Genomic DNA, 25,937 nt, shown 5'->3' with positions numbered 1-25,937 from the left:
CCGCGCGTAAGCGGGCAAAGCGCCCGTCACGCCAACGACTCACGCGCGTCGCGCCGCCGGTTCCAGCCCAGCCAGACCGACAGCAGCGCAATGAACACGAAAACGATCGACACGTTCATGAAGAGTTGCGCGATCGGCAGATGCATCGCGAGCAGCACGCCGCCCAGCACCGACCCGACGACCGATCCGAGCTTGCCGATTCCGATCGCGGACCCGACGCCGGCCGAACGCAGCATCGTCGGATAGACCATGCCCGCCACTGCGTAGAGCGCGAACTGGCAGCCGATCACGCAGACGCCGCTCATGAACGCGGCGCCATAGAGCCAGGCCGCGGGCATCGGCATGCCGAGCGAAACGCAAACAGGAAGGCCCAGCAGCGCGAGCAGCAAGATCACAGCGATGCCATAGCGGTCCACGCAACGGCTCAACGCAAGCGCGCCGACCGTGCCGCCTACCGGGAACATCATCGCTGCTTTCGCTGCCTGTGCCGACGGCAATGCGCTCATGCTGAACAGAATCGGCAGCCAGTTCTGAAGAAAATGCAGCGCGAGCGAGTTCAGCACGAACAGCAACCACAGCAAAGGCGTCACACGAACGAGACCGTTGCTGAACAATGCGACGGGCGTCGCGCGAATCCGCTTCTCGTCGTCGACGACGTAGCGCACCGCTTCGCCGCTTTCATGCGAATGCGGGTCCAGCCTGCGCACGATGCGTGCGATCTCTTGCGCAGCGCGTCCGTTGACGATCAGAAAGCGAACGGACTCTGGCAACAGCGGAAACGAAGCGACGGCAACGACGACAGCCGCAAGACCGCCCACTTGGAACAGCACGGGCCAGCCGAAACGCGGCAGCAGCCACGATGCAATCGCGCCGCCACCGCCGGCGCCGATCGAAAAGCCCGAGAACATCAGCGTGATCCACGTTGCGCGACGTGCCTTCGGCGCGTACTCGGACACGAGCGCGACAGTATTCGGCACGACGCCGCCCATACCGATTCCCGCGAAAAAGCGCAGCACGGTCAGTTGATCCAGAGACGTCGCGTAGCTGCACGCGAACGTCAGGATGCCGAACCATAGCGAGCCAAAAATGATCGTGAGCCGCCTTCCGATACGATCGCCGATAAAGCCGAGCAGCAACGAGCCCACGAGCACGCCGAACAGGCCGACGCCGAACACATGGCCGAAGCCTGTCGCGTTCACATGCCACGCGCGGATCAGCGTAGGCGCCGCATACGCCGCGGCAACCTGATCGTAGCCGTCTATCAGCACGATCAGGAAGCACCACGCGATCAGGGACAAAGAAAATCCGCGCAGCTTTTGCTGTTCGATCAGCGCGGTAACGTCGATGGTGCGGGCGGTCTGCATCCAGTCTCCTTTAGCGACGGACACCGGCGCGCTTCACCTGCCCGTCGATTATTTTTTTAACGAGTACGTTGCCTGAAACGTCGCAAGCAATGCACGGCCTGCGATCACGAATCGCCCAGCGCCGAACGCATTTCCTTGATGGGGGCGTCTTCCTTCACGTCCTTCTCGCGCGGCTCGCCGAAGCGCGCCTTGTACAGCACGGCGAGCACCGTCGAGAAAATCGTCGCGACAAGGAACAGCGCCGACGCCGCGTAGAACATCTGCGCGAACGGCAGATGCATCGACAGCAGAATGCCGCCGATCACGGGTCCCGATACCGAACCGATCTTGCCGACCGAAATCGCGCTGCCCACGCCCGCCGAGCGGAACGCAGTCGGATAGATCATGCCCGCGACCGCGTACAGCCCGTACTGCGCGCCGACCACGCAGAAGCCGGTCGCGAACACGGCGAACATCAGCCACGCCTCGGACATGCCGTGTCCAAGGAACGCGACGACGGGGCAACCGATTGCGGGCAGCGAGATGATGGCCAGCACGCCATGACGATCGACGAAGCGGCACAGGATCAGTCCGCCGAGCACGCCGCCCACCGAGAACATCGTCGTGATGATGCCCGCGCTCTGCGGATTGATGCCGACGCCTTCCATCAGGATCGGCAGCCAGTTCTGCAGAAAGTACAGCGCCATCGAATTGACGATGAAGACGATCCACAGCAGCGGCGTGATCGCGCGCAGGCCGTCGGAGAAAATCAGCTTGAGCACGAAGCGCTTTTTCTCCTGCACTTCGCCGGGCACGAACTGCGCGTCGGCAGGCAGCGCGATGTCGGGACGCAGACGCGCAACCAGCTTGCGCACCGTCTCGACGCTGCGCTGACGCACGACCAGCAGCTTCGCGGATTCGGGCAGCGTCATGATCAGCAGCAGCGCGACGGCGAGCGAGCCGACACCGCCCACGACGAACATCACGGGCCAGCCGTAGCGATGAATCAGCGCGGAAGACACGAGACCACCGGAGCCCGCGCCGATCGAGAAGCCCGAGAACATCAACGTGACCCACGTCGCGCGCAAACGCTTCGGCGCGTATTCGGCGACCAGCGCGACCGAATTCGGCACCACGCCGCCCATGCCGAGACCGGCGATGAAACGCAGCAGCATCAGTTCCTGAAGAGACGAGGCCCATACGGACGCCAGCGTCAGCAGGCCGAAAAACAGGCTGCCCGACACGATGGCCCGCTTGCGGCCGAAGCGGTCGCCGAGAAAGCCGAAGATGAACGAGCCGATCAGCGTGCCGAACAGCCCCGCGCCGAAAACGGGACCGAAGCCGCCGCGCGCGACGTGCCATTCCTTGATGATCGCGGGCGCAGCGAACGAAACGGCCGTCTGGTCGTAGCCGTCCATCAGCATGATCAGGAAACACCAGAACAGCAGGCCGATGGCGAAACGCCCTGTTTTTTGCTCTTCTATCAGTGTCGATATGTTGAAAGTGCGGTCTGCTTGCATGTGCGTCCCAATGTGCCTGATCGGGCAGCGGCGCGTTTGCGTCGCGTCGCCGCCCTGCTGCTTCCCTTTGGCGCCGCCGCCGGGAGCCTCAATATACAGGCCCGCCAGCAGACGACAGAATCAAAAATTCTCGATGATCAGATCGAAAAAGGTGAAAAAAGCCGTACCCCGTTGCGCCGTTGCCTTTCCCGCCCGATGCCGTTCCTTCATCCACATCTACATCGCCGTGCTCACGCCAGGTCGCCCCCGGGCGTGCCGCGTCAAAACATCTGATTGAGACCGATGCGCCCGACTGTTTGCGCACTCGAACTCGACGGCTGATAACCGAACTGCTCCGCCTTCGCGCCCGTGCCCGACGCGCGCTGCAAGCCGACGCCCGCGTAGATCTGCGTGCGCTTGGACAGGTAATGCGTCAGAAACAGGTTGTACTGGTTGTACGTCAGTCCTTCGAACATCGAACGGTTGTACGAGATACCGAGCACATAGAAGCGCTTGCCGCCGCTCAGATCGATGTTCACGCCGACCTGATAGTTACGCTCCGTCACCGAGCCCTGCGGATCTTCGAGCTTCACATCGGTAAAAGTTGCGTGCGGGATGAAATCGCCGACCGCAACAGAACCGCCGACGGCAATCGTGCTATACCGCTCCGCGACGAACTGCGTGCCCTGCTTCAGCGTCTGCCCGAGCACCGACGTCACGCCGAAAATGCCGAAGAGGTCCGCCGTGCGGTCGTGCGACATCGAGTACGCTGCGCCCAGTTTCACGATTCCGTTCTGGTAGCGCGCGCCGATACTGTACTGACGTCCCTCGCTGAAGTTCGTCTGGTTGCCGAAGCTGTTCATCACGCCCGCCTGGAAGCCGCGATAGTCGATCGTTTCGTACTTCACCGAGTTGTCGAGCGCGCGCGTGTTGGCCAGTCCGTCCAGGTTGCCGACCGTATAGAACGACGAGATGCCGGGCACCGAGTTGTTCAGCCCGCCCACGTACTCGTACACGTAGTCGGGAATATGGCCGAGGCTCAGCGAGCCGAACCGGTCGTTCGTGATGCCCACGTACGCATCGCGATTGAAGAAGCTCGTCGGATTGATCTGTGCGCCCGTGTTGGTCAGGAAGCCCGATTCGAGCCGCGCGAAGACCGTATTGCCGCCGCCGATATCCTCCTTGATCAGAAAGCCGAAGCGGTCCGGCGTGCGCTTGCCCGCCGATTCCTGATACAGGTGTGCGCCACGCGAGTTCGTCACGAAATCGACACCCACGTCGACGCTCCCGTACAGCGTCACCGATGACTGCGCGAACGCGGGACAACACAACGCGAACGCACAGCCGCCTAACAGCAGACTCGTCGTTTTCAACCAGTGTCTCCAATGTCTTTTTTATCGCCAGCCGGCTGCATGCCCGCTGATCCCCACATGGCATCGAGCCCGTGCGAACCCGGCGTGCGGATGCGCATGGCCTGTCATATGTTGGCGAGAGTGTAGCGAACCGATTTACAGCTTTGAATCGCGAATTATTTATCAACCAATCGAACAAAACGAACAAAGCCTTTAAAGGATCGGGAAAAACACCAGGGCCGCGTATTTAATCGCGCTTCAAGCTTCTTTTAGCAGAAACCGGGTGCTAACATCCGCCGCGTCACGCGAACAGGGATTGGCATTCGGGAGAGTCTTATGGATATGAGAGGCATGCCGCCGCGGCGCATGGTAGTGGGCATCAGCGGCGCATCCGGCGTCATCTACGGCGTGCGGCTGCTGCAATTGCTGCGCAAGCTGGACATCGAGACACACCTCGTGATGAGCCGCTCCGCGCAGGTCACGCTCGCGCACGAGTCGGACTACAACGTCGCCGACGTGCGCGCGATGGCGAGCGTCTGCCACTCGAACACCGACATCGGCGCGTCCATTTCGAGCGGCTCGTTCCCTGTGATGGGCATGATCGTCGCGCCGTGCTCGATCAAGACCTTGTCGGAGATCGCGACGGGCATGACGGGCGGCCTGCTGTCGCGCGCCGCCGACGTCACGTTGAAAGAGCGCCGCCGCCTCGTGCTGATGGTGCGCGAAACGCCGTTGCACCTCGGCCACCTGCGCAGCATGACGGCCGTGACGGAAGCGGGCGCGATCGTCTATCCGCCCGTGCCCGCCTTCTACGCGAATCCCGAATCGCTGACCGACATGGTCGATCACACGCTCGGCCGCGTGCTCGATCTGTACGGACTCGATGCCGCGACGGTGCAGCGCTGGGGCATGTGAGCGTGCAATCGTCTTTATTGTTTCGCCAATAAAGGGTTTATCCCAGGCGTCTGCGAATTATCAAATTTCATTGATAACTCATTCGGATTAATTTGCTTCTTTCGCGTGATCCGCTGATTTAAAGTGAATCCCGATTTCACCGGGTTTATCACTGACAAGAATTATCGATTGATTGATAGCCAATATCGATAAAAGCGCCCATCACGAAAGAGGTCGAATCGTCGAATGAAGATAGTTATTGCAGGCGCCGGTATCGGCGGATTGACGGCCGCCGCCGCGTTATTGAAGAAAGGTTTCGATGTCACGGTTTTCGAGCAGGCGCAGGCGCTGAAGGAAATCGGCGCGGGCGTGCAGCTGAGTTCGAACGCGACGCGCGTGCTGTACCAGCTCGGCGTCGGCGATGCGCTCGAAGGTCTCGCATGCGAGCCGCTCGGCAAACGCGTGCGGCTCTGGAACAGCGGCCAGAGCTGGCGTCTGTTCGACCTCGGCGAGCAATCGCGCGAGGCCTACGGCTATCCGTACTTCACGCTGCATCGCGCCGACCTTCACCAGGCGCTCGCCGATGCCGTGCGCGCGATGAAGCCCGACGCCATCCGGCTCAATCACAAGGTGGAAAGCTTCTCGCAGCAGAACGGCAAGGTCGTCGTGCAGGCGGTGGGCGGCGAGACCAGTGAAGGCGATCTGCTGATCGGCGCGGACGGCGTGCATTCGCGCGTTCGCCGTGCGCTCTTCGGTCCCGACGAGCCCGTATTTTCCGGCGTGATGGCGTGGCGCGGCGTGATCGACGCGGCGAAGCTGCCCGAGCATCTGCGCTCGCCGTATGGCGCGAACTGGGTCGGTCCGGGCGCGCACGTGATTCACTATCCGCTGCGCGGCGCGCGTCTGATCAACTTCGTCGGTGCAATCGAGAAGTCCGGCTGGCAAGTCGAATCGTGGTCCGAGCGCGGCACGCTCGAAGAATGCCTCGCCGATTTCGAAGGCTGGCACGAAGACGTGCGCACGCTGATCTCGGCCATCGACATTCCGTACAAGTGGGCGCTGATGGTGCGCGAACCGATGGCGCGCTGGAGCCAGGGCCACGCGACGCTGCTCGGCGACGCCTGCCATCCGACGCTGCCGTTCCTCGCGCAAGGCGCGGGCATGGCGATCGAAGACGGCTATCTGCTCGCGCGGTGCCTCGAACGATACGCAGACGATATCCCTCACGCGCTGCAACGCTATGAAGCGCTGCGGCTCGATCGTACCGCGCGCGTGGTGCGCGGCTCGGCGGCGAACGCGACGCGCTTTCACAATCCGCAGCTTGCGCATGCGGAAGGCGCGGCCGCCTACGTCGATCGCGAGTGGAGCGAGGAGCGCGTGAAGGAGCGCTACAACTGGCTCTTCGAGTACAACGTCGATACCGTCGAAGTCTGATACGGCGCGCGCCGCATTTCACGACTGATCGTAAGAACCAGGCATTACAAGGAGACTCCGTGTCCATCGACTCTAACCGTCCGGCGCCCGTGCTCGGCCTGCATCACTTCGCGTGGCGCTGCCGCGATGCCGAAGAAACGCGCCACTTCTACGAAGACATTCTCGGCCTGCCGCTCGTCCATGTGATCCGTCTCGACCGCGTGCCGAGCACGGGCGAATACTGCCCCTACGTGCACGTATTCTTCGAAATGGCCGACGGATCGAACATCGCTTTCTTCGATCTCGGCGACGACAAGGCCGCATTGCCTTCACCGAATACGCCGCCGTGGGTCAATCACATCGCGCTGCGGCTCGACACGCTCGATCAGCTCGAATCGATGAAAGCGCGGCTGATCGACAACGGCATCGAAGTGCTCGGCGTGACCGACCATCACTTCGTGCGCTCGATCTATTTCTTCGACCCCAACGGATTGCGCGTCGAACTGACGGTGCCCGTTGCGCCCGTCGAAGAACTCGAAGGTTATAAAATGCGTGCTCGGCCCGCGCTCGATGCGTGGACCGCAGAGAAAAGCAAGGCAGTATCGGAGACACGCCCCGCATGAGTGCACTGAATCTCACGCACGATCCGGCGCGGCGAAGCTGGATCGAGTCGGCGAATACCGGCGACACGGATTTCCCCATACAGAACCTGCCGTTCGGCGCATTCGTGCGCGACGGCGAAACCCGCACGGGTGTGGCAATCGGCGATCGCATCGTCGATCTGCGCGCGCTGCACGATATGGCCCTGCTCGACGGCGATGCGGCGCTCGCGTGCGCATCGGCTTACGACAGCACGCTGAACGCGCTGATGGCGCTCGACGCCCGTCACGTGAGCGCATTGCGCGCCGCGCTGTCGGACCTGCTGAAACACGATGCGCCCGCGCACTCGCGGCTCGCATCGTCGATCGATGCGGTGCTGCCGCTCATCTCGGATGTCGAATTGACGCTGCCCTGGACGATCGGCGACTACACCGACTTTCTGACGTCGCTGCATCACACCGAGCGTCACGGCCGCTACAAGGGTCTCGCCGATCCGCTGCCTGCCGCGTTCAAGTCGCTGCCGATCGCCTATCATGGCCGCGCGTCGTCGCTGCGCGTAAGCGGCGGCGACGTGCGGCGTCCCTACGGCCAGTATCGCGACGCGGACGGCAACGTGCGCTTCGGTCCCGCGCCGATGCTCGACTTCGAACTTGAACTCGCGGCCGTCATCGGTCACGGCAACGCACTGACGCGCGCCATTTCCGTCGACAGCGCGCGCGAGCACGTGTTCGGCTACTGCCTGCTCAACGACTGGTCGGCGAAAAGCATTCAATGGTTCGAACAGGTGCTGGGGCCGTTCCTCGGTAAAAGCTTCCACTCGAGCGTGTCGCCGTGGATCGTCACCGAAGAAGCGCTCGCGCCGTTCCGCAAGGCCGCGCCACCGCGCGCGGCCGGCGATCCCGCGATCCTGCCGCATCTAAACGGCGCACGCGATCAGCGCGACGGCGGCCTGCATCTGGAGCTGTTCGCGCATTTGTCGACGGCCGCGATGCGCAGCGACCGCCTGCCACCCGCGCAGATCACGCACACGCATCTCGACAACCTGTACTGGACGTTCGCGCAGATGGTCGCGCATCACACGAGCAACGGCTGCAATCTGCGCACGGGCGATCTGCTCGGCAGCGGCACGATTTCTGGCGCGAACGACGAATCGCGTGCGTGTCTGACGGAACTCAGCGAAGCGGGCAAGAAGCCGCTGCTGCTTGCGAACGGCGAGACGCGCATTGAACTGCAAGACGGCGACGAAATCGTGCTGAGCGCGCGCGCCAGCGCGCCGGGCGCGGTGTCGATCGGCTTCGGCGAATGCCGCGGACGCATCGCGCCTGCGCTGCCCTATCCGTTCGACGCATCGCGTGAGGAGCATTGAATCATGACGACGTTCAACGGCTTCCGGCAGTTCGGCAACGGGCCGCACAAGGTGATCGCGCTGAACGGCTGGTTCGGCAGTTCGGCCGACTGGGACGCGCTCACGTCCGCGCTCGATCCCGAACGCTTCAGCTATGCATTCTTCGACTATCGCGGCTACGGGCTTTCGCGCGATCTCGACGGCGAATTCACATTCGACGAAGTGGCGAGCGATGTACTCGCACTCGCGGATCATCTCGACTGGCCGCGCTTCAGCCTCGTCGGTCATTCGATGGGCGGCATGGCGATGCAGCGCGTGCTCGTCGCCGCGCCCGGGCGCGTTGTGAAGATGGCGGGCATTTCCGCCGTGCCCGCGTGCGGTTCGCGAATGGACGAAACGCGCATCGCGATGTTCTCCGCTGCAATCGACGATGTTGCGAAGCGCGCAGGCATCATTCATTTTTCGACGGGCAGCCGGCTTGCCGCGCGATGGAGCACGCAGCTCGCGCAAACTTCGCTGCGCGAGTCGCGGCGCGAAGCGTTCGCCGCATACCTGCCGCAATGGGCGACGGGCGACTTCGCCGCGCAGGTCGAAGGGAATGCGACGCCCGTGAAGCTGTTTGTCGGCGAGCACGATCCGACCATCACGGCGGACCTGATGACGCGCACATGGCTCACGTGGTATCCGAACGCCACGCTGGAAACGCTGCGCAACGCGGGACACTACGCGATGTTCGAGGTGCCCGTGGCGCTCGCCACCGCACTGGAAAACTGGCTCTCGGAGCCGTAAGAGACACACGGCGAAGCCGTCAATACGGATGTCAGGCATGCGCGCGACGAAGACGCGACGACGCGCATGCTGCAGGAGACAACATGTACGAGACTACCTATCTGCGCGCAGCATCACTTGCCGAAGCGGTCGACTGGCTGCGCGAGCATGACGAAGCGCGGCCGCTGTCGGGCGGCATGACCCTGATTCCGACGCTCAAGCAGCGTCTCGCGGCGCCGTCGCATCTGATCGATCTGACGCGACTCGACGAACTGCGCGGGATCGACGTGCGCGGCCACGGGCTGCAAACGCTGCACATCGGCGCGCTGATGAAGCATGCGGAAGTCGCCGCGTCCCCCGTCGTGCGCGAAGCGATTCCCGCGCTCGCGCATCTGGCGAGCCTGATCGCCGATCCGCAGGTGCGCAATCGCGGCACGATGGGCGGCTCCGTCGCGAACAACGATCCCGCAGCGGACTACCCTTGCGCCGTGCTCGCGCTGAACGCGCATGTCATCACGTCGTCGCAGCGCCGCATTCCCGCCGACGACTTTTTCATCGACACATTCGAAACCGCGCTTGAACCGGCCGAGCTCGTCACCGCGATCGAATTTGCCATTCCTCGCCGCGCCGCCTATGCGAAGTACCGGCATCCCGCATCGGGCTACGCGGTCGCGGGCGTATTCATCGCGCAGTACGACGACGCGATTCGCGTCGCGGTGACGGGCGCGGGCGCATCGGTGTTCCGCTGGTTCGAGGCGGAGGCCGCGTTGCAGCAGGATCTGTCGGAAGCGGCGCTCGCGTCGCTCTTCATCGACCGCGCAACGCTGCCCGACGACGACAACGCGTCGGCGTCGTATCGCGCGCATCTGATCGAAACCTATACCCGCCGCACACTGCAGGCGCTGCTCGCGTCGTAAGGACGCCCGCTCAATCAGGAGAACAGGATGGAATTCACCGGATCGCAAACCATCGCGGCATCGCGCGAACAGGTATGGCAAGGACTCAACGACGCGGCAGTGCTGCAGGAATGCATTCCCGGCTGCGAAGCTTTTACGGCTGAAAACGAAGACCAGTACAAGGCCGTCGTGGTCGCGTCCGTCGGCCCCGTGAAGGCGCGCTTCAAAGGCACGCTCGAACTGTCCGGGCGCGACGCGCCGAACGGCTACCGGCTCGTCGGCCAGGGCGAGGGCGGCATTGCGGGCTTCGGCAAGATGACGGCCACCGTCACGCTCGCCGATGCCGAAGACGGCACGCTGCTCACCTACGTCGCCGAAGCGCAGGTCGGCGGCAAGCTCGCGCAGATCGGCTCGCGGCTCGTGACGTCGGTGGCGAACAAGCTCGCCGCCGAGTTCTTCAAGCGCTTCAACGCGACGCTGAGCGCCGCCAGCGAAGCCGCCGCCGAATGAGCTTACCGCACGAAGGCACGAACGCACGAACGCATGAACGGGGACATACAGGTGAATCATGGTTGAAGTCCAATTGCAGGTGAACGGCACGGACGTCACGCGCGACGTGCCCGACAACACACTGCTCGTCGAATTCCTGCGCGAGCACTTGCGGCTCACGGGCACGCACGTCGGTTGCGATACGAGCCAGTGCGGCGCTTGCACGGTCCATCTCGACGGCAACGCCGTCAAGTCCTGCACTGTGCTCGCCGCCCAGGCGAGCGGCGGACAGGTCGTCACGATCGAAGGCCTCGGCGAACAATGCAGCGCGTCATGCAATGGCAAGATGCATCCCGTGCAGAACGCGTTCGTCCAATGCCACGGCTTGCAGTGCGGCTTCTGCACACCGGGGATGATCATGGCGAGCGCGTTCTATCTGCGCGAGGCGCCCGCGCTCGATACGGCGAGCATCAGTCACGCGCTGGAAGGCAACATCTGCCGCTGCACGGGCTATGTGAACATCATCGAAGCCGTTCGCCACGCCGCGCGCGAAATGTACCCCGATGCGCCGTTCGCGAAGACGGAGGAACACGCGTCATGATCGGCAAACCAATACCTCGCGTCGAAGACCAGCGCTTCGTCACCGGCAACGGCCAGTACACGGACGACATTCACGTCGACGGCCAGTTGCACGCGGCCTTTCTGCGCTCGCCTCATGCGCACGCCGCGCTGCGCTCGGTCGACATCAACGCGGCGAAGGAAGCGCCCGGCGTGATCGCCGTGCTGATCGGCCAGGATTATCTCGACGACGGCTTTCAGGGCGTCGACCATGTGCCGAATCCCGTCGATGCCGTCGACGCGACGAAGAAGGCTTTCCTCACTTCGCTGACGGGTTCGATCTTCAACCAGCTTCACGTGCCGCTGCCCATCGACCGCGTGCGCTACGTCGGCGAAGCGATTGCGATGGTGATCGCCGAAACGCCGTTGCAGGCGCGCAATGCAACGGAGCTGATCGAAGTCGATTACGACGTGCTCGACGCCGTCGTCAATGCCGCCGATGCAATGCAAGCGGATGCGCCGCAACTGTGGGACGGCGCGCACGGCAACCTGTGTTTCCAGACGCAGATCGGCGATCGCGAAGCGGCGCGCAAGATACTTGAGCAAGCCGATCATGTCATGCGCCGCGAGTTTCATCACAGCCGGCTCGTCAACTGCCAGATGGAACCGCGCAGCGCGATCGGCATGCATGACGCGGCCACCGATGTCTACACGCTGATCTCGGGCAGCCAGGGCGCCGTGCGTCAGCAACTGTGCCTCGCCGCCGCACTGAAGGTGCCGCCTGCGCGGATGCGCGTCGTGTGTCCCGACACGGGCGGCGGCTTCGGGCCTCGCTCGTTCATCTATGTCGAGCAACTCGCTGTCGTATGGGCCGCGCGCCGCGTCGGGCGTCCCGTGAAATGGACGAGCGATCGCAGCGAAGCCTTCCTCTCCGATTACCAGGGGCGCGACGCGATCATCCGCTCCGCGATCGGCTTTTCGAAAGACGGCCGCATTCTCGCGATCGACAACGAGTGGATCGGCAATGTGGGCGCGCACACCGTCTCGTATGTGCCGATGTCGAACGGCACGCGCATCATGACGTCCGTCTACGACGTGCCCGTGGCCGCCGTGCACGTGAGCGCGGTCCTGACCAACACGGTGCCGACCGCGCCGTATCGCGGCGCAGGCCGGCCCGAAGCGACGCATGTGATCGAACGGATGCTCGATCTCGCGGCAGGCGAACTGGGCATCGACCGCGCGGAAATCCGCCGCCGCAATCTCGTGCCGCGCGACAAGCTGCCATACCGCAGCGCGATGGAACTCACCTACGACAGCGGCGACTTCGCGCGCAACATGGCGCGCGCGCTGACGCTCGCGCAGTGGGACAGCTTCGAGGAACGCCGCACGCAATCGCTCGCGAACGGACGGCTGCGCGGCATCGGGCTCGCGAACTATATCGAGTCGCCCGTCGGCGCGCCGCGCGAGCGGATCGAACTGACGGTGCGCGCGGACGGCAGCGTCGATATCGTGTCGGGCACGCAGTCGACGGGCCAGGGCCACGAGACCACGTTCGCGCAGGTCATCGCGCATCACCTCGGCGTGCCGATGGAAGCCGTGAAGCTGCGCACGGGCGACACCGCGTTCGTGAGCGTCGGCGGCGGGAGCCACTCGGACCGCACGATGCGTCTGGGCGGCATGCTGCTCGTCGATACCGCGCAGCAGATCATCGCGATCGGCAAGCAGGTGGCCGCCGGCCTCTTCGGCGTGGAGCCGGCGCAGGTCGCGTTCGCTGACGCATGGTTCACCACGCCCTCTTCCGGCCAGCGGATCGGGCTCGCGGAAGTCGCGCACTATGTGTCGAAGGACGGCTTGCCCGGCGATCCGTCGACGAAGAAGCTGTACGCGCACGCCGAAGTCAACACGCGCGTGCCCGCGCATCCGACGGGCGCCGCGATCTGCGAACTCGAAGTGGACCCCGATACGGGCGTCGTGCAGCTCGTGAACTACACATCCGTCGACGATGTCGGACAGCCGATCAATCCGCTGATCGTCGAGGGCCAGGTGCATGGCGGTCTCGCGCAAGGCATCGGCCAGGCGCTGTCCGAAGGCTTCTATATGGACCGCGACACGGGGCAGGTGCTGACGGGCTCGTACATGGACTACGGCATGCCGCGTGCCGGCGTGATCCCGCCGCTCAACGTCGAGCTGACGGAAGACCCGACGCACGGAAATCCGCTGCGCGTGAAAGGCGGCGGCGAGAGCGGCATCACGCCCGCGACGGCCACGATCTTCAACGCGCTGGCCGACGCGCTCAAGGCCTACGGCAACGACGAACTCGCGATGCCCGCCACGCCGAAGGTCGTCTGGGAATACATCCATCGCGCGCAAGGAGGCGCACATGTCAACTGAATCCGTCGCTATCCGCCGCAACGGCGCTTTGCTCGAAGTCGTGCTCGACCGGCCCGAGAACGGCAACCTGATCGACCAGCCGATGAGCGATGCCATCATCGCCGCCGTCAGCACGATCGACGACGACACGAAGCTCGTGCGCATCGTCAGCAGCGGCAAGGACTTCTGCAAGGGACGCCAGTCGCCGATGCCGCCTGCGGGCGCGAAGCCGTCGGCGGAAACGCTGCGGCGCGTGGTGGCCGCGCCGCCGCTCGCGCTCTACGACGCATTGAAGGCCGTGCGCGTGCCCGTGCTTTCCGTGGTGCGCGGCGAGGCGATCGGCGTGGGCTGCGCGCTCGCGGGCGTGTGCGATGTCGCGCTCGCCGCCGACGACGCGATCTTCCAGATTCCCGAAATGGAACGCGATATTCCGCCGACGCTCGTGATGTCCGCGCTGATCGGGCGTGTGCCCGTGAAGACGGTTGCGCACATGGTGCTGAGCCGCGCACGGCTGTCCGCGCAGGAAGCGCTCGTCGCGGGGCTCGTGAGCCGCGTCGTGCCCGCCGCGTTGCTCGACGACGAAGCCGATGCGCTCACCGAAACGCTGCTTGGTTGCAGCGCCGTCACGCTGCGCGCCGTCAAGCAGTTCCTGCATCTCGCGCCCGAAATGCCCGCAAGCGGCGCGAGCGGCTTTGCCGCGCATCTTGCCGCGACCGCGCTGTCGGCGCGTTTCTAACGATAGCGATAACGATAACGACAGCGCACAGCGTGCCGCCCTCAGCCTAAGGACCACTACATTGAGACCCAAGACCGCCATCCCTTCGACCGCGCAAGGCGCGGAACTGCCCGACCTCGAACGCTTCCGGCTGCGCCGCTTCCTCGCTTCGCTAGACGAAACGGAACTCGAACGGCGCGATGAGCCCGTCGATCTCGCCGACGTCGCCGGCATCATGGAAGGCAATCCGCGCGCGGTGTGGTTTCTGCAGCCGTCAGGCGGCGCGGTATCGCTCGCGGGCAGCGTCGCGGCGAGCCGTTCGCGCCTCGCCAAAGCGTTCGACACGACGCCGGCGCAACTGCTCGAAGTCGTGCGCGAACGTCTGCGCACGAAAGGCAAGCTCGTCGAAGTGCGCCGCGAAGAAGCACCCGTGCAACAGGTTGTGCTGACGGGCGATGACTGCGATTTCACCGCGCTACCCGTGCATCTGCAGCACGATCTCGACGGCGCGCCGTATATTTCGGCGTCGATCGATTTCGCCGTCGATCCCGACACCGGCTGGACCAATGTCGGCATTCGCCGTCTGATGCTGCGTGGCAGACGCACGGCGGGCATCGACCTCGTCGCGCCGTCCGATCTGCGCGCGATCGCGCTTGCGCATGCGAAGCGCGGCGAGCGGCTGCCGATCGCGTTCGCCGTCGGCACGCATCCGATCGATCACGTCGGCGCGACGATGCGCATTCCCGCCGACGAGCTCGAACTCGTCGCGGCGCTGCGCGGCGCGCCGATGGGCGTCGTCAAATGCGTGACCAACGATCTGCTCGTGCCCGCCGACGCCGAGTTCATCCTCGAAGGCTATCTGGACGAGCGCGGCCACGCGGAACCCGAAGGGCCTTACGGCGAGTTCCTCGGCTACTACGGCGGCATCAAGACGAACCCGGTGTTTCATCTGACGGCCATCACGCATCGCAAGGACGCGGTGTTCCAGACGTGCACGATCGGCGGCCGCACGATGGCCCGCACCGATACGGCACAACTGGCCGCGCTGCGCACGGAAGTGACCGTCTGGCGCGCGCTCGAAACGGCCGTGCGCGAAATCAGGGGCGTCTATGCGAGCCCAGCGACGGGCGGCATGTTCAACGTGCGCGTCGCGATGCAACAGCGCGTGCCGGGCGAGGCGCGCAATGCGATCGCGGCTGTGTTCGCGTCGCTCGCGAACGTCAAGCACGTATTCGTCGTCGACCCCGATATCGACATCTTCTCCGACGAGCAGATGGACTGGGCGCTCGCGACGCGCTTCCAGGCCGACCGCGATCTCGTGATGCACACCGGCATGCGCGCAATGCCGCTCGATCCGTCGCTGGGCGGCGCAACGGTGACGGCAAAGGTCGGCTTCGATCTGACGCTGCCGCTGCTGCGTCCCGGCGAAGAGCGCGATCTCGAACATCGCGTGCCGACGCCGCCCGCGTTCACGGGCGCGCGCTTCGACTCGCTCGAAGCCGCACTGGAGCACGGACCGAAGCGCTTCACCGAACTGATGTCGGCGACGGGCACGCGCGACGGCCGCGAGATCGTGCGCTGGCTCGAAGATGCGGGCGCCACGCGCGCGATCGTCCGCGACAGCGAGGGCCGCTACGCATTCGCGTAACGGGTGCTGTCGAAGCCCACGTCACGCGCTGTCGCAATGTTTGCGCGGCACGCACGTCACGCACGTCAAAATCGGCCGCCGCGTGATCGCGGCCTGGTATCCGTGATCGGGCTTGTCCCGGTCGCGGATACGCCTGCACGGCGATAGAATCCGGGCAGTCCTGTCCTGCCCTGCTTTCGAGGATCGCCGTCGATGAACCTGTCCCTCAAACAACTCAAAGTCTTTCTTGGCGTCGCGAACGCATCGAGCTTTACGAAGACGGCGCAGAGCATGCATCTGAGTCAGGCGGCGTTGAGCGCGATCATTCGCGAGCTGGAGACGCAGCTCAATTGCCGGCTGTTCGAGCGCACGACACGCACCGTCGCGCTGACGGAAGCGGGCCGCCTGTTCTATCCGACGGCGATGAAGATCGTCGAGACGCTCGAGAAATCCGTCATCGAGCTAAACGAGCTGGGCCGGCAAAAGAAGGCTTCACTGCTGCTGGGCTGCACGCCGATGATCGCCGCGAGCCTGATGCCGCAAGTGCTCGCGCGCTTCGCCGAGACCAGTCCGCAAGCGCAGATCGAACTGGTCGATCGTCCGCCGAGCGAACTGCTGAAGATGGTCGAGGAAGGCGATCTGGATGCGGCGTTCGGCGTGTTCTTCTCGCAGCTGTCCGGTATCGATCGCGTGCCGATCTTTCCGACGCGGCTCGTCGTCGTGTCGTCGACGATGGATGGCGCGCACGGCATCGGCAAGGTGCCGCGCGACGGCGTGCAGTGGCGCGCGCTGGAAGGGCTGCCGATGATTACGCTGCCCAAGGACAACCCGTTGCAGCGCCTGATCGAGGCGTCGCTGTCGAAGGAAGAAGTGACGACGGGAAGGCGCACGGTCGTCGGGCATCTGCAAACGGCGATTGCGATGGCGCATGAAGGACTCGGCGTCGCGATCATGCCGTCGTTCTGCGAGCATATCTGCCGCCACTATCAGGTGCGGATCGACGTGATTCGTCCCGAGGTGGAGTTTTCGTTTTACAGAATCACGCGCAGCGGCCGCGATACGCTTGCCGCGCTCGATGAGTTCACACAGATGTTCGCCGCGGCCGCGCAGCTGAGTCCCTTCGATACGGCGGCCAACGCGAAGTAATCGTCACGGGCGTTGCGGGTGACTGGGACTACGCGAAGCACGCGAGTTCGGAATCGACGAACGACGACACCATGCCGTGCGCTGTCTTTGCAGCGCCAACCTGCAACAACTGCGGCACGATCACGCCATTCTTCGCTGCCGTCACTTCGGCGAGAATCGACACGGCGATTTCAGGCGGCGTCCTGCTGCCGATATAAATCCCGACTGGCCCATGCAGCCGCGCGAGTTCCGTTTCCGTGAGGTCGAACTCTTTCAGCCGTTCGCGCCGCGCCGCGTTATTGCGCCGAGAGCCCAACGCGCCGACGTAAAACGCAGGTGTTTTCAACGCCTCCATCAACGCGAGATCGTCGAGCTTCGGATCATGCGTGAGCGCAATCACCGCGCAGCGCTCGTCGAGCTTCATGTCGAGTACCGTATCGTCGGGCATCGTGCGGACCACTTTCGTGCCCGACAGGTTCCACTCATCCGTGTACTCTTCGCGCGGATCGCACACCGTCACCTGATAATCGAGCCCCACCGCGATATTGCACAGATAACGTGACAGTTGCCCCGCGCCGATCACGAGCATTCGGTAACGCGGGCCGTGTATCGTCAGCAGGCGTTTGTCGTTGAAGTCGACGCCATCGGTCGCCTGTGCCGATTCCGTATGCGCGACGCCCGTATCCATATCGAGCGTGCGAGCAACGAGACGGCCGCCTTCGACGGCTTCACATAGTTCGGCGATGCCGCTCGCTTTCTTCAACGGTTCCAGCACGAGCTGAATCGTGCCGCCGCACGGCAAGCCGAAACGATGCGCTTCTTCTGCCGTGATGCCGTACTTCACCGCTTCGGGCCTTGTGTGCTCGATGCCGCGCTGACGCACGCGATCGATCAGATCGTCTTCGATGCAGCCGCCCGACACCGAGCCGACCACCGCGCCATCGTCGCGCACGACAAGCATCGCGCCCTCGGGACGCGGCGACGAGCCCCACGTCTTCACCACCGTCACAAGCAGCACGCGATGTCCCTGCGCGAGCCAGCGCGCGCTGGACTTCAATACTTCGAGATTGACACTGTCCACGTTCGATACCTGATTCCTGCAATCCGTCTTGCAGACAGTCTAATTGCCGGAATCGGCAGCGTGAATCGGTGAATATCGATCAAGCAATCGAAATTGCCGAAGAGTGAGTCGCGCGATGGCGACGGGCATTCGTTGCCCGGTGCCTCATCTTTTCAGCCTCACGACATTCGACGGATGCTCTTCCGACAAAACACCGAAGCTCCACGTCGAACGGCCGCCGCGCTTCGCGACATACATCGCGGCATCGGCGACATCGAGCAGTTTCTCGACCGACTGCACGCGATCGGGGAATGTCGCGATGCCGATGCTCACGCCGATCTCGAAGCGGCCGTCGAACTCCTTCTCGCCGACCACGCACACGCAGCGAATCAGCCGCTCCGAAAGCTCTCGCAGTTGCGCGTCGTCGCCGCAATCCGGCGCGAGCAGAACGAACTCGTCGCCGCCCACGCGTGCGAGCACGTCGCTCTGTCTCGTCGTTTCGCGCAGCGCATCGGCAAGGCGCCGAAGCTACGCATCGCCGGCGCTGTGGCCGAGCGTGTCGTTGACGCTCTTGGAGCCGTCGATGTCGAGGAACAGCAGCGCGATGCGTCGTTCGGGGTCGAAGTGAAGTTGCGCATTCAGCGCATCGAGGGCGGACAACAGGCGTCGCCGGTTAGGCAGACCCGTCAGCGGATCGTGCGCGGCCTCGCGGTCGAGCGCGGCAGACCACGCGTGAACTTTCGCAAACGCGCGACGCTGGATATGCAGCGTGTAGATCATCAGGCAGCCGACGAGAACGGCAACGACCGCCAGCGCGGCCGTTCCGAACACGAGGCGCTCGTGCGCATCGCGTGCGGCCGCCTTGCGCTTCTGCTGCCATCGGTCCAGCAGTTGCCCCATGTCGTCGCGAAGCACGTCCATGTAGCGCTTGCCCTCGTTGGTGCGAACCAGCGCTACCGCGTCGCCCCTGTGACCCGTGTGGACCAGCTCGATGGTTCGCGCCAGTTCGCCGATCTTGTCCGTCTTCACATGTTCGACGGCATCGACGAGCGCTTCGGACGGCTCGTCGCCAGCCACGACCCGATGCAGACGGAGCACCGTGTCGTCGAGATCGCGAACACCCTGTCGATACGGTTGCAAATAGCTTTCGTCACCCGTCAGCAGATAGCCGCGTTGCCCCGTCTCTGCATCTTCCAGATCGTGAAGAACACGATTTGCCTGACTCAATACAGCAACGGCATCTTCATCGAGCAGACTGTCGCTGATGATGACGCGGGCTTCATACAGGAACAACCCAGCCGCGATCAGCAGACCGAAGGTCATGAAGAGGTAAAGCACAATGAAGCGCCACCGGTCAGCGCTCGCGGCTTTGTACAGACGCGCAGGCAACGCGCTCCCCCAAGCATTCAGGAATCAAATGTCTAATGATAGAGGAGCGAGCCGACGCTGGCGATCCGGGCAAGAAAGCACGCGCCGGGCACGCTAATGGAGGGCGAACCCGAGCAGCCTGAGATGAGGACCGCCGTCATCGCGGCGATGCCGGCGGCGCACTTCGGGCATTCGGCCCCGACGAGTGACATGAGTCGCTCCAAAGTCGTCCGTGTAATTGTGATCGAGTCACGCTTTGCAGCTTCGCCGACGCATTCTCCCTCAACTTGCGATGTTATGGACAGCAGAGGTAGTTCCAATGCGCGGCTTGCATGGCACATGCATGCCTGCCTTCGATCCGCTATTTATGCACTGCTTATGCGATATTTATCGGCTCGTACTGGTTGCGCACATGGGGCGTTTACGCTGCTATAGTTGGCTTCTCTTTCGCGGAGCCCGACTGAAATGTCCTGCGACGCCTGTGACCGAATGCACTGCAGCGATGCAACCGTGCCACATGACGGATTGCGGGCATTGCACAAGCCGAAAAAGCTGCGTCCGCTCGGTCGCAGTCCCGTGTTCGTACAGAACTACCAGTGCCGCGTCTGCGGGACGAACTGGATGCGCGAATTCGATCCGCAAACGCCTGATCATATGGAATGGGTCTGTCTGCATCACGCATCGAGCATTCTGGACCCGCTCGCCGCGCTGGAGCCAGAAGCTTCTTCCCCACCGATGGATCGCCAGAGCGAAAGCACAGTCACACGCGAGCCGAGCGTTGCGCACGACATCCCGCATCACGCGTTTCGGCCCGAAGCCGCGTGATGTCGAATCCGAGGTGGAAAGCATCTGTCAGGTGCGCTTCGCGCCTCGGACCGCCGGACACGTGATAACGATGTACTCGGGTTAATGCGGCGGCGAAAGACGCCTGAAGCGTTTCCAGAGCTTCTGCAATGTCCGATGGTCGGCGGCGACGCGAGACGCGAGAAAGCCGCGCGCAAAGGCCGCGCCCGCAGCCGTCTCGGGAGACGTTCGCGGCAGCGACTTCAAAAGCCGATCCGCGACGACGGCATCGTTGCGCCAGCCGAGATCGTCCTGTAGCTCGGCCAATGCGCCGACGTAGTGCTGCACGACGCGCCTGGGACACAGCGACGCGAAGAACTCGGTCGCATAGCGCACTTTCTTCGCCGCGATGCGCGCGCGATGACGACGGCTATCGTCGATATCCGCGAGCCCCTTGCCTCGCTTGAGCAGACTCCTGTGCCGGCGACGCAGCACATCCACGGCGAAGAGCCTCGCGGGCCGGCCGAGCGGTTCGCGCTGCTCGTCGGACATTTGCTCGCGCCATCCCTTTCGGCTCAACCATAGCGAAAGTTGCAGCGCGAGCCGCGTGTAGCGAACCGACTCGACGGCCTCGGCCGCGCGCTGCCGGTTGTTGGTGGCCACCTTCAAGCAGGCGTCGCGCACGGGCAGAAGCTCTTCGGGGTTGCCGCTCGTGCCCGCATGTTCGAGCGTCGATCCCGCAAGCACCTCCCAGTCGCGCGCGGCGCCGAGTTCCGAGGCGATCCAGCGCAGTTCTTCGTCAAGACCGGCATAAGCGGGAATGGCCGTCGCAAACAGATCGAGCGCCGAGCGCAAGCGACGCAGCCCCACGCGCATCTGATGAACACTTGACGGATCGTGACCCGACACAACGCCGCGTTCGTTCGCATGAACCTGAGCGAGACAGTTGCGCACGATGCAGCAGAACGCGTCTTCGACGGAATCGCTCTTGTGCAGATGCACGGGTTGCGCCTTCACCGCCGCACGGCGCTCCGCGATCAGCAGCGCATAGCCGAGGTCGGCCTTGCTGAAACGGTCGATGCGCAGCGGCACGGTGTCGAGCAGTTCCAGTGCGACGCCGTACAGGTTCTCCGGCTGCCCCTGCTTCAGCTCCAGTTCGAGCGCCGCGACGGGCACCGAACCCGAATCGGCTTCGACGGTGCCTTCGTCGAGTGCAACTTCGATTTCATCTCCGGACGGCAAGTGCAGCGGAAACACCGATCGATTGATGCGCGTGACAAACACGGGCTTTAGCTGGGCCGCCGTGGACTCGTCGCGGATCAGCTTTCCGCAGTCGCTTGCTTCGGGTATCGGCTCATGAAGCAGCTTCAGATCGGGAGTATCGCCAGCGACGGGCATCTCGAACTCATCCCGGTCGAACAGGCCCGCCTGCACCGATCCTTCCAGCTTCAACGTCTGGAGCCGCTCGTCGCCCACGGAACGCACGCGCAGCGAAGCCCCGCATCCGTGAAAGGCAAGCTCGGGCGTGTCGAAATAGGTGCTCGTCAGCAGCCGGGGAGCCTCGGCTGCGCTTTTGGATTGCGCAAACAAAGGCGCGTGGCGCAACGCGTCGAGATCTTCGATGCGGACCCGCAGCTTCAGCTCCTGTTCCATGCCGGCTCCCATTTGCGCTCGGGACTATCAGGCTACACCGAATCCGCCGGATTGCGGGTCAACGCGGGTGCATTTGATGCATGCGGCAGGCCAGCGCGATACGCGATTCGTGATACGCGTTTTCGATTCGGGACTGCCGACGGCATAGTCCTTCGATCATGAGAAACCGGGCAGCGCGCAGCGCCCGGGGCTCGCATAACAAGGAGAAGCGTTCGCGTTAAAGCTGAAAGGCCCGCACGGCGGACCGCAAAGATTCCGCCTGCGCGCGCAAGTCGCCCGACGCCTGCGCGCCGTCCTGCACGAAAGCGGTGTTCTGCTGCGTCGCGCGGTCCATCACGAGAACGGCCGCGTTGACCTGTTCGATGCCGTTGCTCTGCTCGCGTGAGGCATCCGCGATCGAGTCGACCAGATCCGCCACGCCGCGAACGGCGGCCAGCAAATCGACGATCGTGGCCCCGGCTGCTTCCACTGCGACGCCGCTCTGGTCCACCTCGGCTGTCATCTCCTTGATCAACGCGCCGATTTCCTTTGCCGCTTTCGAGCTTCGCTCCGCGAGCGCGCGCACTTCCTGCGCGACGACGGCGAAGCCGCGCCCCTGATTGCCCGCGCGTGCGGCTTCGACGGCGGCGTTGAGGGCCAGCAGGTTCGTCTGGAATGCGATGCCTTCGATCACCGACGTAATGTCGCGCACGCGGCCCGACTGATCCGCGAGCGCGCGCATGCGCGCGCCGGCGTCCTTCGCGGCGCGGTCTCCGTCGCCGGCCTTGCCCGACGCGATGCCTGCCAGCGTGCGCGCTTCCGTCGCATGTTCCGCGTTGGCTCTGACCATCGACGCAAGCTGCTGCATGCTCGCCGAAGTCTGCTGAATGCTCGCCGCGTGTTCCTCTGCGCTCGTCGCAAGCGTGCCCGTGCCGCTCGCGATGGATGCGCTCGCTTCGGCGATCGTATCCGTCGAGTGGCGAATCTCGCCGATCATCGATGCAAGACGTTCGCGCATCGACTTCATCGCGAACAACACGCTATGCGTGTCGCCCGGCTTCACAGGCACGTCCACGGAGAGATCGCCCGACGCAACGCGATTGGCGATTTCCGCCGCCGTTTGCGGCTCGCCGCCCAGTTCGCGGAACAGGCTTCTCGACATCGATGCGCACAGCGCCACCACGATGCCCAGGCCGACGACGATAAAGCCGATGACAAGCAATTCGACGACATGTCCCGCCTTTGTCGCCTGCTCGTATTCGGATTGCGCGGCCGTCAACTCGATCTTGCGCAGTTCCGCGCCCTGTTGCTTCAACGTGCGCGACAGCGGATCGACGGTTTGCGTCTGCACCCACTGCGCCTCGGCGAGACTGTTTGCGCTCAGCTGCTGAACGGCGGGCCGCAAACCCTTGTCGCGCAGATTCGCCCAGTTCGAAGCGTATTTCGTCGCGAGTTCACGCGAGTCCGCCGATGCGCTGCTGGCGAGATACTGCTTCATCAGCGTGTCGACCTGCTCGATGCGCGCGACACCGCTTGCGGCGACCGCCTGCGTCTTCTGCGCCGACGGATCGAGAATCGCGTCGCTCACCGCGAAGACCGTTTCGGTGACGAGCTCGTTGATGGTCGATATCGTCTGCAACGCCTGGGCACGACCCTCATACATCTGCTGCAGCGTGTCGATCGACCTCGACACACCCATCAATCCTGCCGCGCCGATGCAAAGGGCAATGACGGTAACGGCGCCAGTCAAAAGAAGAAGGCGGGTTCTGATACTTAACTTGCGCATTGGAGACCTGCTTGGCAATGCGTCGCGGCGGCATGCGTGCGCGGCCGCGACGCACGGAGAGAAGACAATCCTTTTGAAGGAACGCGCCTTTTTTACGGCGCCAGGCGCGAATACTTGAATGAAGTTTTTATGACCATGCGCACCGATGCAGTGCATTTGATGGACTGCCGCAGGTCATCGCGTGCTCGACAGTCAATCGCATCGGTCGCTTTCCCACACGCCTTTGCATCGCGAGACGCGTGGCAAAATGGATGTCGCCTGACGACTGGGAGAACGTATCGTGCGGGTCCTCGTGATCGAAGACGATGTGAGCATCGCGACCAACCTCTATGACTACCTCGAGAATGCCGGCTATGAAGTCGATCTTGCATCGAGTGGCCCCGCCGGACTGCAACTCGCGATGGCGGGACCGTGGGATGCAATCCTCCTCGATCTCGCGTTGCCCGGAATGGATGGGCTGACGCTGTGCCGCAAGCTGCGTGAGGAGGCGCATCGCGACACGCCCGTGCTGATGCTGACGGCCAAGGACACGCTCGATGACAAGCTCGCGGGCTTCGTGCACGGCGCCGACGATTACCTCGTCAAGCCTTTTTCGCTGAAGGAAGTCGGCGCGCGAGTCAGTGCGCTGATCAAGCGCTACAAAGGCCAGGTCGCAGCGGCCGTGATCCGTTGCGCGGACGTGCAGCTCGATCTGACGACATTGACTGTCGAACGCGCGGGCCGCGCGATCAAGCTGCCGCCCAAGTGCCTGCAACTGCTGCGCATTCTGATGCAGTCGCCGAACCGTGTGTTCAGCCGCGCCGAACTCGAAAACGAGGTATGGGGCGAACAGCTCCCGGACAGCGACACGCTGCGAACACATGTCTATACGCTGCGCCGGGCGTTGACCACGCCGGGCGAAGACGACCTGATCGAGACGGTTCACGGCCTGGGCTACCGTTTCATCGTGAGCGATGGCCATGCGTCATAGCTTGCGCTTCAAGGTTGCGCTCGTCTTTTCCGCGCTGACCATCGTACTGCTCGTCGCTCAGGCGCTGGGCGTCAAGGCCCTTGCCGAGGCCCAGGAAGAAAAGCTGATCACCGCGCTGATCCGCGACGACATCGCCAACGTGACGCAAGGCTATCGCGCGAATCCCGCGCTGCTTCCGCCCTTCGACACGCGCCTGAACGGATACGTGTCCACGGCAGACCAACCGCCCGCGACATTGCCTGCTTCGATCAGGAACCTGTCCGCCGGCACGCACGAAATCGTGCTCGACGACCGCGAGATTCACATCGCGGTCGTGCCGTTCGGCGCGGAACGTCTGTACCGCGTCTACAACTTCAGCGTCTACGAGAAGCAGTTCCGGCATGTGATCGACATGCTGATGGCGGGCACGGGCATCTTCGCGCTGCTGACCATCTGGCTTGCGTACGGACTATCGGGGCTGCTGGTGCGGCAGGTGGCCGGACTCGCGCGGCAGGTCAAGGCGCTGAGGCTCGGCGGATCGACGCCGATCAATCCCGGCAAATACGATGAAGTCGAACTCGTCGGACTCGTCGAAGCGTTCAACGACTATCACCGGCGCATGGCGGACATGATCGATCGCGAGAAGGAATTCACCAGCAATGTCAGTCACGAACTGCGCACGCCGCTCACCGCGATCAAGACCAGTTGCGAATTGCTGGAACAGGACGCCGCACCCGGCACGAAATCGCGGGCCCGCATTCAGCAGATCGAACGCGCAGCCGACAGCATGCGCGAACTCGTCAACGCGCTCCTGCTGCTCGCACGCGAAGAGTCGACGCAGAATGTCGAACCCGTTCGCCTCGCGCGCATGATCGAAACCGCGCTCGCGCCCTTCGCCGACCGTCTTGCCAACAAGGGCGTTAAGACCGTGATCGACATGGACCGCAACGCTCACGTCGCGGCGAATCGCTCCGCGCTCGCCATCGTGCTGTCGAACCTCGCGGACAACGCGTCGCGCCACACCGATCGCGGGCACCTGCGGTTCTCGTACGCGAACGGCTGGCTGCGCATCGAGGACACGGGCTCGGGCATCTCCGCGATCGCGCTGCCGCATGTGTTCGACCGGTTCTATCAGGCGAGTCCGGAGCAGACATCGGGGCACGGCGTCGGCATCGGTCTCGCGATCGTGAAGAAGATCTGCGACCGCTATGGCTGGCCCGTCGAACTGGACAGCGAGCCGGGCCGAGGCACGCGCGTCTCGCTACGTCTGCCGCCCGCGAGTCCCGGCAGCGCGACGCCTGAGGCCCGTTCCGCAGCGTCTTGACGAAAACTTCACAAGCGCTTGCGTAGCATCCTGGTCTGGAA

At 63.9% G+C, this 25,937-nt stretch carries 22 protein-coding genes and 1 pseudogene; 15 read left to right on the top strand and 8 right to left on the bottom strand.

The genetic code is table 11. From position 1 onward, the window contains the following. Window positions 1-26: 26 nt before the first annotated feature. From VSR68_RS09505 to VSR68_RS09495, 3 genes are all read right to left on the bottom strand, one after another. Window positions 27-1,364, bottom strand: a complete 1,338-nt coding sequence (locus VSR68_RS09505) for an MFS transporter (protein WP_342939590.1) — start codon at window positions 1,362-1,364, stop codon at window positions 27-29. A 104-nt stretch (window positions 1,365-1,468) separates the two neighbouring features. Beyond that, a complete protein-coding gene (locus tag VSR68_RS09500; RefSeq protein WP_342939589.1) occupies window positions 1,469-2,863 on the bottom strand; it encodes an MFS transporter in 1,395 nt (464 codons plus the stop codon). A gap of 260 nt (window positions 2,864-3,123) precedes the next feature. Then, on the bottom strand, window positions 3,124-4,215 hold the full coding sequence (locus VSR68_RS09495; RefSeq protein ID WP_342939588.1) for a porin: 1,092 nt from the start codon (window positions 4,213-4,215) through the stop codon (window positions 3,124-3,126). Window positions 4,216-4,530: 315 nt separating this feature from the next. On the opposite strand from VSR68_RS09495, the gene VSR68_RS09490 reads away from it, so the two are divergent. The 12 genes from VSR68_RS09490 (at window position 4,531) to VSR68_RS09435 (ending at window position 17,015) form a co-directional block, all read left to right on the top strand. Next, window positions 4,531-5,109, top strand: a complete 579-nt coding sequence (locus VSR68_RS09490) for a UbiX family flavin prenyltransferase (RefSeq protein ID WP_342939587.1) — start codon at window positions 4,531-4,533, stop codon at window positions 5,107-5,109. A gap of 225 nt (window positions 5,110-5,334) precedes the next feature. Next, window positions 5,335-6,522, top strand: coding sequence for an FAD-dependent monooxygenase (locus VSR68_RS09485; protein ID WP_342939586.1), 1,188 nt, complete (start codon window positions 5,335-5,337; stop codon window positions 6,520-6,522). A gap of 59 nt (window positions 6,523-6,581) precedes the next feature. Beyond that, window positions 6,582-7,124: a VOC family protein gene (locus VSR68_RS09480; RefSeq protein ID WP_428983483.1), complete on the top strand. Its 543-nt coding sequence runs from the start codon at window positions 6,582-6,584 to the stop codon at window positions 7,122-7,124. Further along, window positions 7,121-8,467, top strand: a complete 1,347-nt coding sequence (gene fahA, locus VSR68_RS09475) for a fumarylacetoacetase (RefSeq protein WP_342939585.1) — start codon at window positions 7,121-7,123, stop codon at window positions 8,465-8,467. The genes VSR68_RS09480 and fahA overlap by 4 nt, the downstream gene beginning before the upstream one ends. 3 nt (window positions 8,468-8,470) lie before the next feature. Continuing rightward, the gene (locus tag VSR68_RS09470; RefSeq protein WP_342939584.1) at window positions 8,471-9,235 is read left to right on the top strand and encodes an alpha/beta hydrolase; all 765 of its coding nucleotides are present in this window, start codon (window positions 8,471-8,473) and stop codon (window positions 9,233-9,235) included. Between the two features lie 83 nt (window positions 9,236-9,318). Beyond that, window positions 9,319-10,131, top strand: a complete 813-nt coding sequence (locus VSR68_RS09465; RefSeq protein ID WP_342939583.1) for a xanthine dehydrogenase family protein subunit M — start codon at window positions 9,319-9,321, stop codon at window positions 10,129-10,131. Window positions 10,132-10,158: 27 nt separating this feature from the next. Beyond that, window positions 10,159-10,620 carry an SRPBCC family protein gene (locus VSR68_RS09460; protein ID WP_090865914.1) on the top strand — a complete coding sequence of 154 codons (462 nt, stop codon included), beginning with the start codon at window positions 10,159-10,161 and terminating at the stop codon, window positions 10,618-10,620. Window positions 10,621-10,678: 58 nt separating this feature from the next. Further along, window positions 10,679-11,200, top strand: coding sequence for a (2Fe-2S)-binding protein (locus tag VSR68_RS09455; protein ID WP_342939582.1), 522 nt, complete (start codon window positions 10,679-10,681; stop codon window positions 11,198-11,200). Then, window positions 11,197-13,548, top strand: a complete 2,352-nt coding sequence (locus VSR68_RS09450; protein WP_342939581.1) for a xanthine dehydrogenase family protein molybdopterin-binding subunit — start codon at window positions 11,197-11,199, stop codon at window positions 13,546-13,548. The genes VSR68_RS09455 and VSR68_RS09450 overlap by 4 nt, the downstream gene beginning before the upstream one ends. Beyond that, window positions 13,538-14,263 (top strand): enoyl-CoA hydratase/isomerase family protein, encoded by a 726-nt coding sequence (locus VSR68_RS09445; RefSeq protein ID WP_342939580.1) that lies wholly within the window; start codon window positions 13,538-13,540, stop codon window positions 14,261-14,263. Before VSR68_RS09450 ends, VSR68_RS09445 begins: the two co-directional genes overlap by 11 nt. A 61-nt stretch (window positions 14,264-14,324) precedes the next feature. Then, window positions 14,325-15,890: a UbiD family decarboxylase gene (locus VSR68_RS09440; protein ID WP_342939579.1), complete on the top strand. Its 1,566-nt coding sequence runs from the start codon at window positions 14,325-14,327 to the stop codon at window positions 15,888-15,890. A 192-nt stretch (window positions 15,891-16,082) separates the two neighbouring features. Beyond that, on the top strand, window positions 16,083-17,015 hold the full coding sequence (locus VSR68_RS09435; protein WP_342939578.1) for a LysR family transcriptional regulator: 933 nt from the start codon (window positions 16,083-16,085) through the stop codon (window positions 17,013-17,015). Between the two features lie 28 nt (window positions 17,016-17,043). Here VSR68_RS09435 and VSR68_RS09430 read toward each other — a convergent pair whose 3' ends face one another. From VSR68_RS09430 to VSR68_RS09420, 3 genes and pseudogenes are all read right to left on the bottom strand, one after another. After that, on the bottom strand, window positions 17,044-18,075 hold the full coding sequence (locus VSR68_RS09430; RefSeq protein WP_342939577.1) for an XdhC family protein: 1,032 nt from the start codon (window positions 18,073-18,075) through the stop codon (window positions 17,044-17,046). A 144-nt stretch (window positions 18,076-18,219) separates the two neighbouring features. After that, window positions 18,220-19,377: pseudogene (locus VSR68_RS09425) on the bottom strand (diguanylate cyclase domain-containing protein). 98 nt (window positions 19,378-19,475) lie between these two features. Then, a complete protein-coding gene (locus tag VSR68_RS09420; protein ID WP_342939576.1) occupies window positions 19,476-19,634 on the bottom strand; it encodes a hypothetical protein in 159 nt (52 codons plus the stop codon). Between the two features lie 322 nt (window positions 19,635-19,956). On the opposite strand from VSR68_RS09420, the gene VSR68_RS09415 reads away from it, so the two are divergent. Then, window positions 19,957-20,247 carry a hypothetical protein gene (locus VSR68_RS09415; protein ID WP_342939575.1) on the top strand — a complete coding sequence of 97 codons (291 nt, stop codon included), beginning with the start codon at window positions 19,957-19,959 and terminating at the stop codon, window positions 20,245-20,247. Window positions 20,248-20,328: 81 nt separating this feature from the next. Here the strand turns inward: VSR68_RS09415 and VSR68_RS09410 are convergent, their stop codons facing one another. Both VSR68_RS09410 and VSR68_RS09405 read right to left on the bottom strand, forming a co-directional pair. Continuing rightward, window positions 20,329-21,858, bottom strand: coding sequence for a CHAD domain-containing protein (locus VSR68_RS09410; protein WP_342939574.1), 1,530 nt, complete (start codon window positions 21,856-21,858; stop codon window positions 20,329-20,331). Between the two features lie 217 nt (window positions 21,859-22,075). Beyond that, window positions 22,076-23,623, bottom strand: a complete 1,548-nt coding sequence (locus VSR68_RS09405) for a methyl-accepting chemotaxis protein (protein ID WP_342939573.1) — start codon at window positions 23,621-23,623, stop codon at window positions 22,076-22,078. A gap of 280 nt (window positions 23,624-23,903) precedes the next feature. On the opposite strand from VSR68_RS09405, the gene VSR68_RS09400 reads away from it, so the two are divergent. Both VSR68_RS09400 and VSR68_RS09395 read left to right on the top strand, forming a co-directional pair. After that, window positions 23,904-24,593, top strand: coding sequence for a response regulator transcription factor (locus VSR68_RS09400; RefSeq protein WP_342939572.1), 690 nt, complete (start codon window positions 23,904-23,906; stop codon window positions 24,591-24,593). After that, window positions 24,583-25,896 (top strand): HAMP domain-containing sensor histidine kinase, encoded by a 1,314-nt coding sequence (locus VSR68_RS09395; RefSeq protein ID WP_342939571.1) that lies wholly within the window; start codon window positions 24,583-24,585, stop codon window positions 25,894-25,896. Before VSR68_RS09400 ends, VSR68_RS09395 begins: the two co-directional genes overlap by 11 nt. Window positions 25,897-25,937: the final 41 nt, after the last annotated feature.

The sequence above is a fragment of the Paraburkholderia phymatum genome, from assembly GCF_038900715.1.
GTDB classification, from domain to species: domain Bacteria; phylum Pseudomonadota; class Gammaproteobacteria; order Burkholderiales; family Burkholderiaceae; genus Paraburkholderia; species Paraburkholderia phymatum_A.
This window is presented reverse-complemented; position numbering and strand designations above follow the sequence as displayed.

Bases quoted from the DNA above. Each gene is read 5' to 3' on its own strand.
- VSR68_RS09505 (WP_342939590.1), bottom strand. From the start codon at position 1,364: ATGCAGACCGCCCGCACCATCGACGTTACCGCGCTGATCGAACAGCAA.
- VSR68_RS09500 (WP_342939589.1), bottom strand. From the start codon at position 2,863: ATGCAAGCAGACCGCACTTTCAACATATCGACACTGATAGAAGAGCAA.
- VSR68_RS09490 (WP_342939587.1), top strand. From the start codon at position 4,531: ATGGATATGAGAGGCATGCCGCCGCGGCGCATGGTAGTGGGCATCAGC.
- VSR68_RS09485 (WP_342939586.1), top strand. From the start codon at position 5,335: ATGAAGATAGTTATTGCAGGCGCCGGTATCGGCGGATTGACGGCCGCC.
- fahA (WP_342939585.1), top strand. From the start codon at position 7,121: ATGAGTGCACTGAATCTCACGCACGATCCGGCGCGGCGAAGCTGGATC.
- VSR68_RS09470 (WP_342939584.1), top strand. From the start codon at position 8,471: ATGACGACGTTCAACGGCTTCCGGCAGTTCGGCAACGGGCCGCACAAG.
- VSR68_RS09465 (WP_342939583.1), top strand. From the start codon at position 9,319: ATGTACGAGACTACCTATCTGCGCGCAGCATCACTTGCCGAAGCGGTC.
- VSR68_RS09460 (WP_090865914.1), top strand. From the start codon at position 10,159: ATGGAATTCACCGGATCGCAAACCATCGCGGCATCGCGCGAACAGGTA.
- VSR68_RS09455 (WP_342939582.1), top strand. From the start codon at position 10,679: ATGGTTGAAGTCCAATTGCAGGTGAACGGCACGGACGTCACGCGCGAC.
- VSR68_RS09450 (WP_342939581.1), top strand. From the start codon at position 11,197: ATGATCGGCAAACCAATACCTCGCGTCGAAGACCAGCGCTTCGTCACC.
- VSR68_RS09445 (WP_342939580.1), top strand. From the start codon at position 13,538: ATGTCAACTGAATCCGTCGCTATCCGCCGCAACGGCGCTTTGCTCGAA.
- VSR68_RS09435 (WP_342939578.1), top strand. From the start codon at position 16,083: ATGAACCTGTCCCTCAAACAACTCAAAGTCTTTCTTGGCGTCGCGAAC.
- VSR68_RS09420 (WP_342939576.1), bottom strand. From the start codon at position 19,634: ATGTCACTCGTCGGGGCCGAATGCCCGAAGTGCGCCGCCGGCATCGCC.
- VSR68_RS09410 (WP_342939574.1), bottom strand. From the start codon at position 21,858: ATGGAACAGGAGCTGAAGCTGCGGGTCCGCATCGAAGATCTCGACGCG.
- VSR68_RS09405 (WP_342939573.1), bottom strand. From the start codon at position 23,623: ATGCGCAAGTTAAGTATCAGAACCCGCCTTCTTCTTTTGACTGGCGCC.
- VSR68_RS09395 (WP_342939571.1), top strand. From the start codon at position 24,583: ATGCGTCATAGCTTGCGCTTCAAGGTTGCGCTCGTCTTTTCCGCGCTG.